General features: G+C 58.5%; 18 protein-coding genes and 2 tRNA genes. 8 read left to right on the plus strand and 12 right to left on the minus strand.

Features of this window, described 5'->3' with window-relative positions:
* Nucleotides 1–3 precede the first annotated feature (3 nt).
* Nucleotides 4–225: a DUF2795 domain-containing protein gene (locus ACYU70_RS20630; RefSeq protein ID WP_035561220.1), complete on the plus strand. Its 222-nt coding sequence runs from the start codon at nt 4–6 to the stop codon at nt 223–225.
* Nucleotides 226–359: 134 nt separating this feature from the next.
* Nucleotides 360–1040, plus strand: coding sequence for an ABC transporter ATP-binding protein (locus ACYU70_RS20635; protein WP_342298981.1), 681 nt, complete (start codon nt 360–362; stop codon nt 1038–1040).
* Nucleotides 1041–1044: 4 nt separating this feature from the next.
* On the opposite strand, the gene ACYU70_RS20640 is transcribed toward ACYU70_RS20635, so the two are convergent.
* The 3 genes from ACYU70_RS20640 to ACYU70_RS20650 form a co-directional block, all read right to left on the minus strand.
* Nucleotides 1045–2235 (minus strand): lycopene cyclase family protein, encoded by a 1191-nt coding sequence (locus ACYU70_RS20640; protein ID WP_342298980.1) that lies wholly within the window; start codon nt 2233–2235, stop codon nt 1045–1047.
* Nucleotides 2236–2334: 99 nt separating this feature from the next.
* Nucleotides 2335–3078, minus strand: a complete 744-nt coding sequence (locus ACYU70_RS20645; RefSeq protein ID WP_342299031.1) for an LOG family protein — start codon at nt 3076–3078, stop codon at nt 2335–2337.
* 380 nt (nt 3079–3458) lie between these two features.
* The gene (locus tag ACYU70_RS20650; RefSeq protein ID WP_342298978.1) at nt 3459–4688 is read right to left on the minus strand and encodes a Glu/Leu/Phe/Val dehydrogenase dimerization domain-containing protein; all 1230 of its coding nucleotides are present in this window, start codon (nt 4686–4688) and stop codon (nt 3459–3461) included.
* Nucleotides 4689–4933: 245 nt separating this feature from the next.
* On the opposite strand from ACYU70_RS20650, the gene ACYU70_RS20655 reads away from it, so the two are divergent.
* Entirely contained in the window at nt 4934–5254 is a 321-nt protein-coding gene (locus tag ACYU70_RS20655) for an ArsR/SmtB family transcription factor (RefSeq protein WP_168671712.1), read from the plus strand.
* 11 nt (nt 5255–5265) lie between these two features.
* On the opposite strand, the gene coaE is transcribed toward ACYU70_RS20655, so the two are convergent.
* The 8 genes from coaE to ACYU70_RS20695 form a co-directional block, all read right to left on the minus strand.
* A complete protein-coding gene (gene coaE / locus ACYU70_RS20660; RefSeq protein WP_342298976.1) occupies nt 5266–5919 on the minus strand; it encodes a dephospho-CoA kinase in 654 nt (217 codons plus the stop codon).
* A gap of 34 nt (nt 5920–5953) precedes the next feature.
* Complete coding sequence (locus ACYU70_RS20665) at nt 5954–6640, minus strand: YbbR-like domain-containing protein (protein WP_342298974.1); 687 nt, start codon at nt 6638–6640, stop codon at nt 5954–5956.
* Nucleotides 6641–6643: 3 nt separating this feature from the next.
* Complete coding sequence (gene yajC / locus ACYU70_RS20670; RefSeq protein ID WP_342298972.1) at nt 6644–6976, minus strand: preprotein translocase subunit YajC; 333 nt, start codon at nt 6974–6976, stop codon at nt 6644–6646.
* Between the two features lie 27 nt (nt 6977–7003).
* Nucleotides 7004–7504, minus strand: a complete 501-nt coding sequence (locus tag ACYU70_RS20675; protein WP_342298971.1) for a DUF1573 domain-containing protein — start codon at nt 7502–7504, stop codon at nt 7004–7006.
* Between the two features lie 132 nt (nt 7505–7636).
* Nucleotides 7637–8635, minus strand: coding sequence for an isocitrate/isopropylmalate dehydrogenase family protein (locus ACYU70_RS20680; protein ID WP_342298969.1), 999 nt, complete (start codon nt 8633–8635; stop codon nt 7637–7639).
* Between the two features lie 128 nt (nt 8636–8763).
* Nucleotides 8764–9075: a YtxH domain-containing protein gene (locus ACYU70_RS20685; RefSeq protein ID WP_342298967.1), complete on the minus strand. Its 312-nt coding sequence runs from the start codon at nt 9073–9075 to the stop codon at nt 8764–8766.
* Nucleotides 9076–9216: 141 nt separating this feature from the next.
* Nucleotides 9217–10413: a transcription antitermination factor NusB gene (nusB, locus tag ACYU70_RS20690; protein ID WP_342298965.1), complete on the minus strand. Its 1197-nt coding sequence runs from the start codon at nt 10411–10413 to the stop codon at nt 9217–9219.
* Nucleotides 10414–10589: 176 nt separating this feature from the next.
* Nucleotides 10590–11681, minus strand: a complete 1092-nt coding sequence (locus tag ACYU70_RS20695) for a Glu/Leu/Phe/Val dehydrogenase dimerization domain-containing protein (RefSeq protein ID WP_342298963.1) — start codon at nt 11679–11681, stop codon at nt 10590–10592.
* A 267-nt stretch (nt 11682–11948) separates the two neighbouring features.
* On the opposite strand from ACYU70_RS20695, the gene ACYU70_RS20700 reads away from it, so the two are divergent.
* Together ACYU70_RS20700 and ACYU70_RS20705 are read left to right on the plus strand one after the other, a co-directional pair.
* Nucleotides 11949–13733 (plus strand): ABC transporter ATP-binding protein, encoded by a 1785-nt coding sequence (locus ACYU70_RS20700; protein WP_342298961.1) that lies wholly within the window; start codon nt 11949–11951, stop codon nt 13731–13733.
* 6 nt (nt 13734–13739) lie between these two features.
* On the plus strand, nt 13740–14135 hold the full coding sequence (locus ACYU70_RS20705; protein WP_342298960.1) for a VOC family protein: 396 nt from the start codon (nt 13740–13742) through the stop codon (nt 14133–14135).
* A gap of 65 nt (nt 14136–14200) precedes the next feature.
* On the opposite strand, the gene ACYU70_RS20710 is transcribed toward ACYU70_RS20705, so the two are convergent.
* Complete coding sequence (locus tag ACYU70_RS20710) at nt 14201–14665, minus strand: T9SS type A sorting domain-containing protein (RefSeq protein WP_342298958.1); 465 nt, start codon at nt 14663–14665, stop codon at nt 14201–14203.
* A gap of 177 nt (nt 14666–14842) precedes the next feature.
* Between ACYU70_RS20710 and ACYU70_RS20715 the strand changes: the two genes are divergently transcribed.
* From ACYU70_RS20715 to ACYU70_RS20725, 3 genes are all read left to right on the plus strand, one after another.
* Nucleotides 14843–14916, plus strand: a tRNA-Pro gene (locus ACYU70_RS20715).
* 106 nt (nt 14917–15022) lie between these two features.
* Nucleotides 15023–15096: transfer RNA gene (locus ACYU70_RS20720), tRNA-Pro, on the plus strand.
* Between the two features lie 209 nt (nt 15097–15305).
* The gene (locus ACYU70_RS20725; RefSeq protein ID WP_342298957.1) at nt 15306–15983 is read left to right on the plus strand and encodes a hypothetical protein; all 678 of its coding nucleotides are present in this window, start codon (nt 15306–15308) and stop codon (nt 15981–15983) included.
* Nucleotides 15984–16028 lie beyond the last annotated feature (45 nt).

A 16028-nucleotide genomic window follows, 5' to 3' on the forward strand; every position in this document is an offset into this window, starting at 1 on the left:
ACTATGTATTGGACACTCGAACTGGCTTCCTACCTGGAAGATGCTCCCTGGCCCGCCACCAAAGACGAACTGATTGACTTTTCTATCCGCTCGGGTGCGCCCATGGAGGTAGTAGAGAACCTGCAAGCCTTGGAGGACGACGGCCAGCCCTACGAAAACATCGAAGAAGTATGGCCCGACTACCCGACCAAGGAGGACTTCATGTTCAACGAGGACGAGTACTAAGCTTTAATTATGAGTTTTGAATTATGAATGATGAGTTGGCTGGTGATTCATCTCCTGAACTCATAACTCATAACTCTCAGCTCATAACTCCCGCGCTTAGCGCGGAAAATCTGGTTGCGGGCTACCCCGGTAGGGTGTTGGTCCGCAACCTTTTTTTGTGCCTGCCCGCGCCGGCTTTTGTGGCCGTGGTGGGGCACAACGGCAGTGGTAAAACCACGCTTTTTCGGGTGCTCACGGGGCAACTGCCCTATGAGGGGAGCATCCAATTGCTCGGCCACGAAGTGCGCGACCTGCGCCGGTCCGCCACGGCCGGCCTTCTGGGCTACCTGCCGCAACGCGGTAGCCTCGACTTCGCCATTGCCGTGCGCGAGCTGGTGGTGATGGGCCGCTACCGCCACCACGGCCTGCTCAGCGCCTACGCCCCAGCCGATTATGTCCTGGCCGATGCCGCGCTGGCCCGCGTGGGCATGGCCCACCTAGCCGCCCGTGATTTCACGCAATTGTCTGGTGGCGAACAGCAATTGGTGTGGCTGGCGCAGCTCAGCCTACAAGATGCCCAGGTGTATTTGCTCGATGAGCCCACCCAGCAGCTCGATGTGTATTACCGCCGCCAAGTATTCAGCTTGGTGCACGATTGGGCTACCCAGCAGGGTAAAACCGTGCTGTGCAGCACCCACGACCTCGACAACCTTCCGGCACTCACTGGCTATCTGCTGAATCTTTCGGAGCCGGAGCCGCAGCTGCGCCCCATATCCGAGGCTACGGTGCGTGAGGCCCGGGCATGGCTGGAACAAGCCCCACGGCCGGTAGAATAAGGAATCAACGCCGGCCTGGCCGGCCGCGTAGTACCTGCCCGATGGACCGCATAAAAGGTCCCGCCGATACTGAATTCATCACCCGCAGGTTATCGGCCCAGGAAGTCTTCTCATCCAAAAACCGGAAAATGCGCTCCACCGGGTTGCGCTCAAATAGCTGCCGGAAGATGTCGCGCGTGGTTTCGCCCCGTCGCTGCATGATGTCAAGCAGCAGCGTATCGAACAACCGGAATTGCCATTTATCGCCCGTCGCATCGACGGGCGGGTGGCCGGTTTCGGCCAGCGCCGCCACCAGCCGCGCCGAGTGCTGCTGAATGCGCTTGAAGGCGTAGCCGGTGCTGGGCTTGGCCCGGCCGCCCCGCGTGCCCAGGTTGATGATGTGCGCGCCATTGCGGGCCGGCAGCGGATGGTCCGTCATCGGAATCGCGCCTACTTCTTCGGCCACAATGCGGTAGGTTTTCAAACCCAGCGTGTTGCTCAGGTATTCCCGAATAGCTGCTTCGTATTCCGCCTTTGGTAAAACGATTTCTGAGAATAGCGTGTACTCAACCAATGCTTTACGTGGTTCGAAAGGTAACACGTATATGAACCGCGCCTCGTGCTGCTGCTCGCCGCGAAAATCCATGAACTCCACCGTGGTTGGGTCGAAAACATCGGCATCGGTTTCAATTTCCCACCCCACGAAATGCTGCAATAGGTAGCGGTGCTTCTCTGGCTGCTTCAGCTTCGCCAGGTCTGGCGGGCGGCTATCGAAGCCGTAGCGGGCAGTGTAAGTCCCCCCGGCAGCAGTTGTTGCGCGCACGCCCATCGGCGTGTTCTCTAATTGCTCAACATTGCTACTTACCCGCGTGAATTGCGGATTATCGGCCAGTGCTTGTTGCACGAAGCGGTAGTAATCCAGTCCGTTGATGGTTTTGTAGCGGTAATGCCCCAGGTCAATCACGCGCTCGAAGCCGGGGCTGCGAAAGGCGATTTTGCCCCACTCGTGCGCCACAATGCTATTGAATATTCCCGGCTCATCGGCCCAGAACGACCAAGTCCGGTCGTTCTGCGTTTTGGCTTCGGGCTCGATAATCAACACTCGCTTATCAGCCAGCCGAGGCTCTTGGGCAATGTGATATGCCAGACTCAACCCCGCCGCGCCGCCGCCCACAATGAGGTAGTCGTACTCAATCAGCGAATTGGCGTTGGACATTGAATAAGGAATATCAAACGCAAAAATGGCACAGCGTTCAACAAAAAAGCCGAACCATACGGCCCGGCTTTCTCGGTATTTGAATAACGACCAAATGGCCTAGAAGTTCGGCGACAGCAGGTACTTGTGGTAGAAATCGTCGATGATTTTCACAGCTTCGCTGGCGTCGTCCACAATCTGCACCAGGTTCATGTCTTCGGCCGAGATGTTGTGCTCCTCGTGCAGCATCACGTCCTCAATCCACTTAAACAGGCCGTTCCAGTAGGCCGAGCCCACCAGCACGATGGGGAAGCGGCTGATTTTCTTGGTCTGAATCAACGTCATGGCCTCAAACAGCTCATCGAGGGTGCCGAAGCCGCCGGGCATGCCCACGAAGGCCTGCGCGTACTTCACGAACATCACCTTCCGCACGAAGAAGTAGTCGAAGTTGATGCACTTGTCCTGGTCGATGTAGATGTTGTGGGTTTGCTCGAAGGGCAGCTCAATGTTGAGGCCCACCGACTTACCGCCCTCGGCACGGGCACCTTTGTTACCGGCTTCCATGATGCCAGGGCCGCCGCCCGTGATAACGCCGTAGCCGTGGCGCACCAGCTTGGCCGCAATTTCCTCGGCCATCTGATAGTAAGGATTGTCGGGCTTGGTACGGGCCGAGCCGAAAATGCTCACGCAAGGGCCGATTTTGGACATCTTCTCGAAGCCCTCCACGAACTCGGCCATCACCTTGAAAATCTGCCAGCTATCGGCGATTTTGATTTCGTTCCAGTCCTTGTCCACGAAGGCTTTGCGCAGGCGCTGCTCGTCTTCAAGGGCCATGGTGGTCTGGCCGTTGGTGGTCTGGCGCATCTCCGTGATGGAGGTGAGCTTGTCGTCGTTGACGTTGGGCTGCTTAATGGTTTTGCCGCTACCGGCATTCAGCATGTCGTCGGAGACCTTAGTTTTGCTGGTCTTGGCTTTTTTCAGTGTAGACATATTATTCAATTGGGAATTCCTTCAAAAACAAAATCGCCCCAAATGTGGGGCGACCAAAAGTAGGGCGTCAAAGTTATCGAATTGTTGCCAAATAAAAATGCTGCCGGTTGAAAGGAATTTTGTCTGTAATTCTGAACGCAGTGAAGGACCTTATCGCGCCCAAATCGTTTGCGGTAAACGAACTGCTGCAAACGCGATAAGGTCCTTCGCTACACTCAGGATGACAAACGTTGATTCTGTGCCGCTAATGAGCTCTATACCAGTTGCCGCAGCGCCATCTCGAATGAGCGCTGCGCGATGCCGGTGGGCTGCGCGTTCTCGGCGTGGGTGCGCTCCAGGGCCGCGCCGATGATGCGCGAGGTATCGGCGAAAATGGCCTGGTCGGTGATTTCAGCGCCGGTTTCCATCAGATAGGCAAACACGCGGGCCATGCCGCAGTTGGCGATGAAATCGGGGATGACGGCCGTGCGCTCATCGGCGAAAACGCCGGTGGGGCCGAAGAAAATCTCGGGGTCGGCAAATGGCACGTTGGCCCCGCAGCTGATGACCTTGAGGCCGCCCGCCACCAGTTGCTCCACCTGCGAGCGCGCCACGAGGCGCGAGGCGGCGGCCGGAATAAAAATGTCAGCCCCCATGGACCACACTTTCTCGTTCACTTCCTCGAAGGAAAGCAGGTTGTCGGCCGTCAGCGCGTTGCCCTGGCGGGCCAGTAGCAGCGCCCGGATTTCCTCCAGCCCGAAGCCTTCGGTGCTCAGCAGCCCACCGGCCCGGTCGATGATGCCCACGATGCGCACGCCCTGGCCAGCCAGGTAGTAGGCCGCCGCCGCGCCTACATTGCCCCAGCCCTGGATGATGGCGCGCTGCCCGGCCATCTCGGTGCCGGGCCAGAGGCGGTAGTAGTGGCGCACGGCCTCGGCCACGCCGTAGCCGGTGATGAGGTCGGCCACGGTGTATTTGCGGGCCAGGTTGGGCGAAAACGTGGCATCTTCCACCACTTTGATGACGCCCTGGCGCAACTGGCCGAGCTTCTGAATCTTCTGGGGCTCAGTGGCGTGGTAGTGGCCGTTCACCACGCCTTCCTGCGGGTGCCAGAGGCCGTATTCCTCGGTGATGGCGATGACTTCATGAATTTCATCCACGTTGAGGTCGCCGCCGGTGCCGTAATAATTTTTCAGCAGGGGAAATACGGCGCGGTACCAGCGCTCCAGCACGCCGCGCTTGCGGGGGTCCTGCGGGTCGAAGTTGATGCCCGACTTGGCCCCGCCAATGGCTGGCCCGGACACTGTGAACTTCACCTCCATGGTCTTGGCCAGGCTCTCTACTTCGCGCTTGTCGAGGCCTTTTCGCATGCGGGTACCACCGCCGGCGGCTCCGCCCCGTAAGGAGTTGATGACGACCCAGCCTTCGGCTTCGGTTTCGGCATCTTTCCATTCAAAGACGATTTCGGGGCGCTTATTTTCAAACTTGGTGAGCAGGTCGAGCATAGGACGAAATAGATGAGAAAAACTGCCGATAAGCAGAACTACAAAGGTAGGAGCATCCTTATTAAGCGGGCAGAATACAGAAATGGTATTTCTATAAGAAATGAAAATGAATAAATATTAAGGTATTTTAGGAATAACAAACCCCTTTAACGCTATTTTGCGTAATCGTTAGGAACTAGCTCAGCAGTACGGCTGTATTGCACTTATTCTACTCTTCCACTTTCCCCTCACTTTTTATTGACTTCATGAAACCATTACACTCGCGTGTAGAAGCGCAACAGTTGGACCGCGCTGCGGCTATGCTCAAGGTTCTCTCTCATCCCAAGCGTCTTGCCATTGTAGACTTGCTGGGAAAGACCAAGGGCAAAGACAGCCAAATGTCGGTAACTGACATCTACCAGGCTCTTGATTTACCCCAGGCCATCGCCTCGCAGCATCTCATTACCCTGAAAGACCGGGGCGTGTTGAAGTCCAGTAAAATCGGTACGAAGATTTATTACTCACTGGCGGTGCCCCAGCTCCTGAAAGTGATTGATACGTTGGAAGATTACTCGGGCCGCATTTAGGCTCTCCAGCATTAAAAAGAAAAAGGCTGCCCCGGAAGAGGCGGTCTTTCTTTGTTTACGGGGGTGGCTGGCGGGGCGCTGAAGGCCGCGTGCAGCGCCAGCACCTGCGGCAGCAGCGGCTGCACATCGTCGTTGGTCAGCACGTAGTCGGCCCGCGCCATTTTTTCTTCTTCGCTGAGCTGCTTGGCCATGATGGCCTGCACATCGGCGGCCGAGCGGTGCGGGTCGCGGCGCAGTACGCGGGCTACCCGCACCGCCAGCGGCGCAAACACGGTGATGATGCGGTCGAGCTGCTTGTAGGAGCCGGCTTCAAACAGCAAAGCGGCTTCTTTGAGCACGTAGGCGTGGCCGGCCTGCGCCTGTGCGTCGGCCCAGCGCTCGAAATCAGTGCCTACGTGCGGGTGCACCAAGCCATTGAGTTGGGCCAGCAACGCCGGGTTGTTGAACACGGTGCCAGCCAGCACGGGCCGGTTGAGGCGGCCGGCGGCATCGTAGGTGTCGGGGCCGAAGGCGGCGGTGAGTTGCTGGCGCAGTTCCGCGTCGTTTTCCATCACCCAGCGGGCGCGGGTGTCGGCATCGTAGATGGGCACGCCCAGCGCATGAAACAAGCGACTGACAATGCTTTTGCCCGAGCCGATTCCGCCGGTAATGCCGATGCGCAACATGGGTGAGGAATTGATTTAAAGGAAAAGAGGGGACTTAGCGCCGCGTCTGGCGCAGGCGCACCGTGGGCACGGAGGCCCGAATCCGGGCTGGGGTTTTCACATCGGCCTCTACTTCCTCGGCCTTGCCCCGCGCCGAGGGCTGCGGCGGCACAATGGGGTAGGGGCTGGGTAACTCATTCACGAGGCTGGCCGGCCCCCGAAACGTGACCATGGCGGGCGTAAAGCTGGCCTTGTAGTGTTTGGCCGAATCGGGCGGCAGCGCTAGCGGCAGCCGGCGGCTGGCGTAGCGGTCGAAGGTAAGACGCAGGGTATCGCCGGCCCATTCGGTTACCTGTACCCCTTCCAGCGCGTTTTGCAGGCCCCGGCGCCAGGCGGTGGCAGGCAGATAGCGGGTGCCGGGCAGCGGCACAGGGCGCAGGTCGGCGGGGTGAGTGCCCCAGCCCAGGTTGGCCCGCAGCAAGCGCCAGCCCTGGCCCGTGACCGTGACGGGCAGCGCTGTGGGCAAGGGCCGCATGGGCACGTAATGCACCGAGTCGTAGTGCCAGGCCAGCGGGAAATTGATGCGGGTGGTGTAGGTCTTGTTCAGGGCATTCATCTGCCAGAACAGGCCCGCCGCCAGCAGGCAGGCCGTAATGGCCCGGTAGAAGCTGGGCTCCTGGCCCGCGAAGGGCCGCACGAACCAGCGCAGCAGCCAGCTTGCCCGATTCAGCGGCCCGTCCATGACTTAAGCGCCGATAGTGTCGGCCCCGGTAGCGGTGTTGGCTTTGTTGCCCACTTCGCGGGCAATGGCCGAGCGGTCGAAGCGCAGCTTAGTGCCACGGTCTACCTCAACTACCACGGTGTCGTCGGTGAGTTCCACAATCAGGCCGTGCAGGCCGCCGATGGTGACAATGCGCGAACCCTTGGCCAGCGACTGGCGGAAGTTCTTGGCATCGGTGGCCCGCTTTTGCTGCGGCCGAATCATGAAGAAATAGAAGACGCCAGCGGCAATCAGCAGGAAAAGCGGCTGGGCATAGTCGGCGCCGCCGGCGGCTTGCAGCATAAGGTTCAGGAACATGGCGTTGGAGTAAGAAGCGGGAATAGGCTAGTTGGCCTTCGGAGTGAGTACGTTGCCTTTGATGAGAATGGTGGTGATGGTAGGCTGCGTATTGGCCCGCACCGCCACCTGCTTGCTGATGATGCCCTGCTTGCCGCGGCTGTCGAACTGCACTTCCATCTTGCCCTGGGCCCCGGGAGCCACGGGCTCCTTGGTCCAGCTGGGGGTGGTGCAGCCGCAGGAAGCGGTAGCGTCCTCAATCAGCAGCGGCGATTTGCCGGTGTTGGTAAAGGTAAACGTGTGGTGGACTTTAGAATCAGGTTGAATGTCACCAAAATCAAACTCAGCCTCGGCAAATTTCATCACCGGAGCATTGGGATTGGGCGCGGCTTCGTCGCTCACCACGTTGGGGTTGTCCACGGTGGGGTTGGCGGCATCAGATTCGACGGTTGCGGCGGCGTTAACGCCTTCGGTGCCTACTTCGGCGGTTTTGTCGTGGTTGCAGGCTCCGAGTAGGAGCGATGCGGCAAGGAAAATCGGGTATTTCATTGAATTGAAAAGGTGTTTTATTCTGTCATCCTGAGCGGAGCGAAGGACCTTATCACAGCCGAACAATTCGTTCTGACTTGATAAGGTCCTTCGCTCCGCTTAGGATGACAGACGGCACACAACCGTATAAAATTACAGCTTGGCAATAATGCTTTGAGCGAACTGGCTGGTGCTGGCTTTGCCGCCGAGGTCGCCGGTGCATTCTTCCTGGTTCAGCAGGGTGGCTTCCAGGGCTTTGTCGATTTGCTCAGCCTTGGCGTGCTCGCCGAGGTGGTGCAGCATCATGATGGCCGAGCGGAGCAGGGCGGTGGGGTTGGCTTTGCCTTGGCCGGCAATGTCAGGGGCCGAACCGTGCACGGCTTCAAAAATGGCCATGTTGTCGCCGATGTTGGCCCCGGCTACCACGCCCAGGCCGCCCACGAGGCCGGCGCAGAGGTCGGACAGCAGGTCGCCGAACAGGTTGGTGGTCACAATCACGTCGAACTGCTCGGGCTTGTTCACGAGCTGCATGCACATGTTATCGATGATTTTGTCCTCGAACACAATCCCCGGAAACTCGTTGCTGGCCTCTTTGCAGGCATTGAGCATCAGCGTGCCGGCCATTTTAATGATGTTGGCCTTGTGGGCCAGAGTCACCTTTTTGCGGCCGTGCTTGGCGGCGTAGGCAAAGGCGGCGCGGCAGATTTTGCGCGAGCCTTCTACCGTGACGCGGGCAATGGCGTCGGCGATGCCGAGGCGCTCGTCGTACACTTCCAGGCCCGAGTACAGGCCTTCGGTGTTTTCGCGGAAGAGCACCAGGTCGATGCCTTCGTAGCGGGTGTGGATGCCGGCCGTGGTTTTGCTGGGCCGCACGTTTTGGTAGAGGTCGTACTTCTGGCGCAGCGTCACGTTGATGCTGCGGAAGCCCTTGCCGACCGGCGTGGTAATCGGGCCTTTGAGGGCCACCTTATTCTTTTCCAGTGACTTGAGCAGCGCATTCGGAATCAATTCGCCCGACTGGTCAAACGTCGTTTGGCCGGCATTCTGCTCCTCCCACTGAATGGGCACCTGCGCGGCAGCAAAAATATCGGTTACCGCTTTCGTGATTTCGGGGCCTATGCCATCGCCGGGAATAAGGGTTACTACGTGCATCGTACTGGTAATAAATGACTGAATGAGAAAGCAAAGAACGGAATGAGTGAATGAGCGAAGACTGAATTTTCATCAGCTGTTCACCCATTCTCCCATTCCGTCAAGTACTTAGGCACCCGTAAAAAAAATTAAGCGCCCTTGCGGGAATTGATTTGGTTGATGAGTTGGTCAACATCGCCGAGTAACTGTTCGGCTTTGGATTTGGCATCGGAAATCACGCGCTGGCCTTCGCTTTTGGCCGTCGATTGGCCCACGCCTTCGCGGCTGGTCACGAGGCTATCGGTGAGGTCAGCGAGCACCGAGCGGTACTTTTCGAGCTGGTAGCTGAGCCAGGAGCGGGTTTCGGTGCCGGGTTCGGGGGCATAGAGCAAGCCAAGGGCTGCGCCGGTGAGGGCGCCGCCCGCGAAGCACAGGATGCCGGTGGTGGTTTTGCTAGCCATGGTCGTCGAGGATTGGGGAAGAGAGGTGAGAATGTTTTCAGAGCTGCGTACGCAGAAACGCGGCCGTAGATGCAAAAGTGGCTATATCGGCCCAATGTTCAGCCGCAGGCCATAATGTTGCCGTTCGCCCGCGCCCGGCGCTTACTGGTTGTCCAGCAAGCCGCGGCCCGATTTGCGAATGTCGCCGCTGGCGGCCAAATCCGTTGCCAGCTTGTCCAGAATGCCGTTAACAAATTGTTTGCTTTTGGGCGTGCTGTAAAGCTTGCTGATTTCAATGTACTCGTTGATAGTGACTTTCACCGGAATGCCGCGGAAAAGCTGCATCTCGGTAAGGGCCATTTTCAGGATGATTTTGTCGAGCAGGGCCACGCGTTCCACGTCCCAGTTCTGCACCGAGCCGGCGATGAGCTTCTCCATCTTGTCGTCCTCGATGAGCGTCTGCTTGTAGAGCGTTTCGGCAAACTCGCGGTCGTCGGCCCAGTTGGCCGAGAGGTTCATCAGCTCCTGCGTGGGCTCGGCGGTGAAGGGCAGCATTTTCAGCGTCTTCAATACCAGGTTGCGCACGATGGGCCGGTTTTCCTCCCAGTTCAAATCATCGGATTCGAGCTGGCGTGGTAGCGCTTCGCCTTTGAAAACGAAGTCCTTGTAAATGTGACGCAGGATTTCGAGGTCCGTGTCGTAGTCCATCTCGGGCTGGTCGATATCCTTGCCGTTGAGGTAGGCCAGCACGGTTTCGTCGGCCTTCATTTCCTCCCAAGCGGCGCGCAGGGCCTCCAATTCCTCATTGCCTTCCCAGGCCAGCTTGCGCCGGATGGTCTGGCTCTGGAGCTGCTCGTTGGCCATCAGCTTGGCAATGGCCTTGTTCTGGTGCAGGCGGGTGGCATCCTGGGCATCCTCGCGCGGGCCGAGTCGGCGGCGCTCCTCACGGCTCTGCTCTTCCTCAATCACGCCGAGCAGGGCGGCGGGCAGGTTCAGCAGGTGCAGGTATTGGTCGTGAATGCTTTCGGCGCCCACCAGCAGCTGGCCGGCGTAGAACTCGCCGTCCTTCTTCACCTGGTTCTGGAAGGAGTTGATGGCATCGGTCACGGCCTTGTCCACGGCTTTGTCGTCCGTTTTCTCGGGCATCACGCCGGTGCGGTACCAGTCGCGCAGCTGGGCTTCGCCCATCTTGCGCTGGCCTTCCAGCAGGCGGCGGTCGGGGGCCTCTTTGGCCGTCAGGTCGGGCTCGAAAGCCGCCGCGATGCGGTCTTGCGCCAGCATTAAATCAGCTCCCACCGCCTGGTGGTAGGAGTAGAGCGACTGCATGACTTTGATACGGAGGAGGCGGCGATTGAGCATATTGGTCTGGTAATCAGTTGTTGGTTGTCAGAGGTTAATCTGAACGAAGAAAGCGCGTCATGCAGAGCGCAGCGAAGTATCTTTACCGCAGTCAGTAATCCAATTAAATGAATTGCGTTGCGCGGGCAAGATGCTTCGCTGCGCTCTGCATGACGTTCTTTTTTCGTTCAGGCTAACTAATACGTCGACTTCACCCGGCCCACGCTGGCGATGCGCTCCTTGGCCTGCCGGATGGCGGCGGCCTGCGGGTGCGTGCCTTCTTCTTCGGCCTTGGCCAAAACCTGGAGGGTGAAATCGTAAATTTTTTCGGTCTGGGTGAGGGCACCCTGGCGGCTGGCTCCCGTCACTTCGGAATACACGTTGATGAGGCCGCCGGCGTTGATGAGAAAGTCGGGGGCGTACACGATGCCGCGGCGCACGAGCTCGGGGCCGTGCTGGTTTTCTACTTTGAGCTGGTTGTTGGCGCAGCCGGCCACTACGCGGGCCTTCAGGCGCGGAATGGTGTCATCGTTGAGCGTGGCACCCAGCGCGCAGGGCGAGTAGATGTCCATTTCCTGGTCATAAATATCGTCGAGGCCTACGGCGGTGGCACCGAAGCGGTTGGCCGCATCCAGGGCGCGGTCTTCGTAGTAATCGGTCACGATGAGCTTCGCGCCCTCTTTCTGGAGGTGCTCCAGGAGGTAGGTGCCCACATGGCCCGTGCCCTGCACGCCAATGCGCTTGCCAGCCAGGCTCTCTGAGCCGAATGCCTTTTTAGCAGCGGCTTTCATGCCCATGTACACGCCGTAGGCCGTCACCGGCGAGGGGTCGCCCGAGCCGCCCATGCTCTCGGGCAGGCCGGCTACGTGCTTGGTTTCCATGCGGATATACTCCATGTCCTTGGTGGTCATGTTCACATCCTCGGCCGTGATGTACTTGCCGTTCAGGTTCTGCACGAAGCGGCCGAATTTGCGCAGCAGGGCTTCGGTCTTCAACGTTTTGGCATCGCCGATGATGACGGCTTTGCCACCACCCAGGTTCAGGCCCGAGATTGCGGCCTTGTAGGTCATGCCGCGCGAGAGGCGCAGTACGTCGTTCAGGGCTTCCGCATCAGAAGCGTAGTGCCACATGCGCGTGCCACCGAGGGCCGGCCCAAGCACGGTGTTGTGGATGCCGATAATGGCTTTGAGGCCAGTTTCGTGGTCGTGGCAATACACGACTTGCTCGTGCTGATGCTCGGCAATCTGGCCGAAAATCGACTCGGGGGCGATGATTTGGGTTTCAATCATGGGGATGAATTGAAGGTTGGTGGGAATTTGGGGATGGATGGTTGGGAAGAGTGCGGCGTAACTTTGTTGGGTCTTTGGGCTTGTACGAAAATCCAGAACGTCATGCTGAGCTTGCCGAAGCATCTCTACCGCGTAAGTAAATAATTACTACTGCGGTAGAGATGCTTCGGCAAGCTCAGCATGACGTTCGGTTTGACCATTGACTCATCGTTTCAGGCCGCAAAAGTACCGCTATTTTCCCGAACCGGCCCCCTTTCCACCCTGCCCGTGCGCGCATTATCCGCCGTTAATCCCTTCATCTTCCGCTACAAGTGGCATTTCCTCGCCGGGGTGCTGTTCGTAGCGCTAAGCACCTTATTGGCCATTTTTCCGGCCCAGCTGGTGCGCTACGCCTTCGATTTGGTGAACGAGGGCATCGACCTCTACCACCTCTACGCTGGTACCGAAGCCCAGAAGGGCGTGTATCAGCTATTTGGGCGCAACGTGCTGTTCTACGGCGTGCTCATCATTGCACTGGCGCTGGGGCGCGGCATCTTCCTGTTCTTCATGCGCCAGACGCTCATTGTCATGTCGCGCCACATCGAAAACGACCAGAAGAACCAGATTTACCAGCACTACCAGTCGCTGCCGCTCAGCTTCTACCGCCGCCACAGCACCGGGGATTTGATGTCGCGCATTTCGGAGGACGTGAGCCGGGTGCGGATGTACCTCGGGCCGGCCATCATGTATTTTTTGCAGCTGGTGCTGCTGTTCCTGCTCATCGTGCCGCTCATGCTCATGGTGAACGTGAAGCTGACGCTCTACACGCTGCTGCCGCTGCCGGTTTTGTCGGTCAGCATCTTCTATGTCAATAATTTGATTGAGCGGAAGTCCGACGAAATCCAGCGGGCACTGTCGGGCATGACGACCTTTGTGCAGGAGGCTTTTTCGGGGATTCGGGTGCTGAAATCCTTCGTGCGCGAGGCCGATTCGCACGCGCAATTCTCGGCGGCCAGCAACGAGTATAAAGAGAAGTCGCTGAGCCTGAACTTCGTGAACTCGCTGTTCTTTCCGCTTATTCTGTTCCTCATCGGCTTGAGCACGCTCATTACCGTGTGGGTGGGCGGCCAGGAGGTCATTCGCGGCACCATCACCACGGGTACCATTGCCGAGTTTCTGATTTACGTGAACCTGCTCACTTGGCCGGTCACGGCGCTAGGCTGGACTTCCTCTCTGGTGCAGCGCGCCGAGGCCTCGCAGGCCCGCATCAACGAATTCCTGGACCAGAAAACGGACATCATCTCGCGCCAAAATGTGCAGCGTGAACTGGACGGTGATATCGTGTTCGAAAACGTGTCGTTCACTTACCCCGACACCGGTATTCAGGCCCTGAAAAACGTGAGCTTCCGCGTGAAGCCGGGCCAGACGCTGGCCGTCATCGGCAACACTGGCTCAGGCAAAAGCACGGTAGCCGCCCTGCTCTGCCGCCTCTACGACGTCTCGGCCGGCGACATCAAAATCGACGGCACCGACGTGCGCGACTACTCGCTACGCGCCCTGCGCGGCCAGATTGGCTACGTGCCGCAGGACGTATTCCTGTTCTCCGATACCATCCGCAACAACATCAACTTTGGCCTCGACCAGCCTGATGAAGCCCGGATGCTGCAAGCCGCCCGCGATGCTGATGTGTACGAAAACATCCTCGCCTTCCCCGAAGGCTTCGATACCAAAGTGGGCGAGCGCGGCATCACGCTCTCCGGCGGCCAGAAGCAGCGCGTGAGCATGGCCCGCGCCCTGGTGAAGGAGCCCAAAATCCTGATTCTGGATGATTCGCTCTCCGCCGTTGATACCAAGACGGAGAATGCCATTCTGGGCAGCCTGCAGCGCATTATGGCCGCCCGCACCAGCCTCATCATCTCGCACCGCGTGAGTTCGGTGAAGCTGGCTGATGAAATCCTGGTGCTTGACGATGGCGTGATTGTGCAGCACGGCACCCACGATGCGCTCATGGCTGACGCGGCGGGATTGTATAAAGCGCTGTATGACCGGCAGCTGCAAACCGAAGAAGCCTAACTGCTCATGAATCAACGCCTGGCTCACGTCACCCTGCTCGTTCGTAACTACAACGAAGCCATTGCCTTCTACACCAACGTGCTCGGATTTACCCTGGCTTCTGACCTAGACATGGGCGGCGGCAAGCGCTGGGTGGTAGTAGCGCCGCCTAGCGCGGCCGGTTGCAGCCTGCTGCTGGCCGAAGCCAAAACCGACGAAGAAAAGCGCGGCGTGGGCCACCAAGGCGCGGGCCGCGTCTGGCTATTCCTGCATACCGACGATTTCTGGCGCGACTTCCCCGTGCTGCAAAGCCGCGGCCTGCATTTCCTCGAAACGCCACGCTCCGAGGTCTACGGCCACGTTGCCGTCTTTGAGGACCTGTACGGTAATAAATGGGACCTGCTGGAGCCGCTGGCCGGATAGTCAGGTAACAAAAAAGGGCCGTTACGCTTAGCGTAACGGCCCTTTTAATTTATTCAAGCGCGAGCTTACTGCCCAATCATGACGCGGCGCATGCCGGTTTTTTCATAAGCCGTGCAGCGCACGATGTAAGCTCCGGCCGGCAGCTGGCCCACGTTGAGCACGGCCGGGGTCTGGCCGTTCATCATGGTGTAGGTGATGACGGGGCGGCCGCCCGCATCACTCACTTCCACGCGGGTGGGGCCGGGGTTATCGGTTTTGACGGTGAGCTTGCCGGCCACGGCATCGGCTTTCACCTTGATGGCGTTGGGGTTGGCAGCGGGGGTTTCGGGGGCCAGCGCGATGCGGCTCGTGCCCTCGGCCGGCGCGGCGGCGGCAACGGCCGTGGCGGGGGCCGCCACTACGCCGTTGGGCAAAATTGCTTCTTCTTTGGCCGGGGCCGCAGCGGCTGCGGTGGGGCTGGCCGGAGTCTGGGCCTGCGCCGCTGCCGAAGCCAACGTGCTGGCCAACACAAGTAGTAATAACTTTTTCATAAGTAGGATAAGAACAAGATGAGGTAAAACGGCTTGCGTAAAGCTAAGCAATTCCGGGACTGCTTGGGCCAAAACCGCTCCAAAAACCGGTCCTAAGCCACCATTGGCAAAACTTTATTTGCGTCGGGCTTGCACAGGAATCAAAAATAATCTTACCTTTGTCGCTCCAATACCAATCGGGGTGTAGCGTAGCCTGGTATCGCGCCAGCATGGGGTGCTGGAGGTCGTAGGTTCGAATCCTGCCACTCCGACGGAAGAGCAGCCGCTCTTGTAAAGCCTCCGAACTTTTGGGTTCGGAGGCTTTTTTCGGCCGCTAATATTGGAACAAGAAAACCGGCTGCCCCATCGGCCGGCTTTCGGGGTGTAGCGCAGCCCGGTAGCGCGCGTCGTTCGGGACGACGAGGCCGTAGGTTCGAATCCTGCCACCCCGACATTTCTCGCAAGCTTCAACGCCTCCGCCTCATCGGCGGGGGCGTTGTGCGTTTAAGCCAAGACGGGTAGCAAAAATAAAGTGCTGATTACAACAAGCAAAGGCTGCTTTACGGGGTGTTTATTGGCACTACAACCAAATTGCTTGAAGAAAGGCATGGAGAATGGGTGAAATCGCAAGAGCTTTGCGTTAAATTTTAATCCTTTCTTCATGAAAACCCCTCTACTTGTACTGGCTGCGCTAGGCAGTACGCTGACGGCCGCACAGGCCCAAACCACCATCGGCAAAGGCACGGGCCTGCTCACCGGTAGCGTGGGCTTCCACACCGAAACCGATGACTTGACCAGTAACGGCAATGGTGGGCTCAATAGCAAAAATACTTACCGCACTTTCCGGCTTGATTTTGCCGTTGGAGGCTTTGTGGCTGATAATCTGGCGCTGGGCGTGCAGCTTCAGCATACGGTGACGGGTGGTTCGTATAGTTCGTCAAGCAGCAACAACCAATCGGGGCCTCCTACTTCTTCCACTTTACGGGTGGGACCAATGGCCCAATACTACCAGATGTTTAGCGAGCAATTTGGCATGACGGCTACACTCGGTGCGGGCTACGAATCGGACTCGCAATGGGCCCAGCGGACATCCAGTTACCCGCCTTACTACTATTATTCGAACTTGAAAGTGAGCGGCTACTACGTGGCGCTCACGCCGGGTATCGTCTTTTTTCCGGTGCCGAAGTTTGGCTTGACGGCTAGCATTGGCAGCCTGAGCTACAATCGGTTAAAGGTTAAGGATACTGGCTCGGCCGACAGGTACCTTAGCGCGCTCGATGCTGGGTTTGGCTTAAGTCAACTGCAGTTTGGGGCCAACTATTATTTCGGCCGTAAGTAGCCGTTCGACCTCTAAGCACATGAAAAAGCCCTGGCTGCAATAGCA

The organism is Hymenobacter segetis (assembly GCF_054776495.1).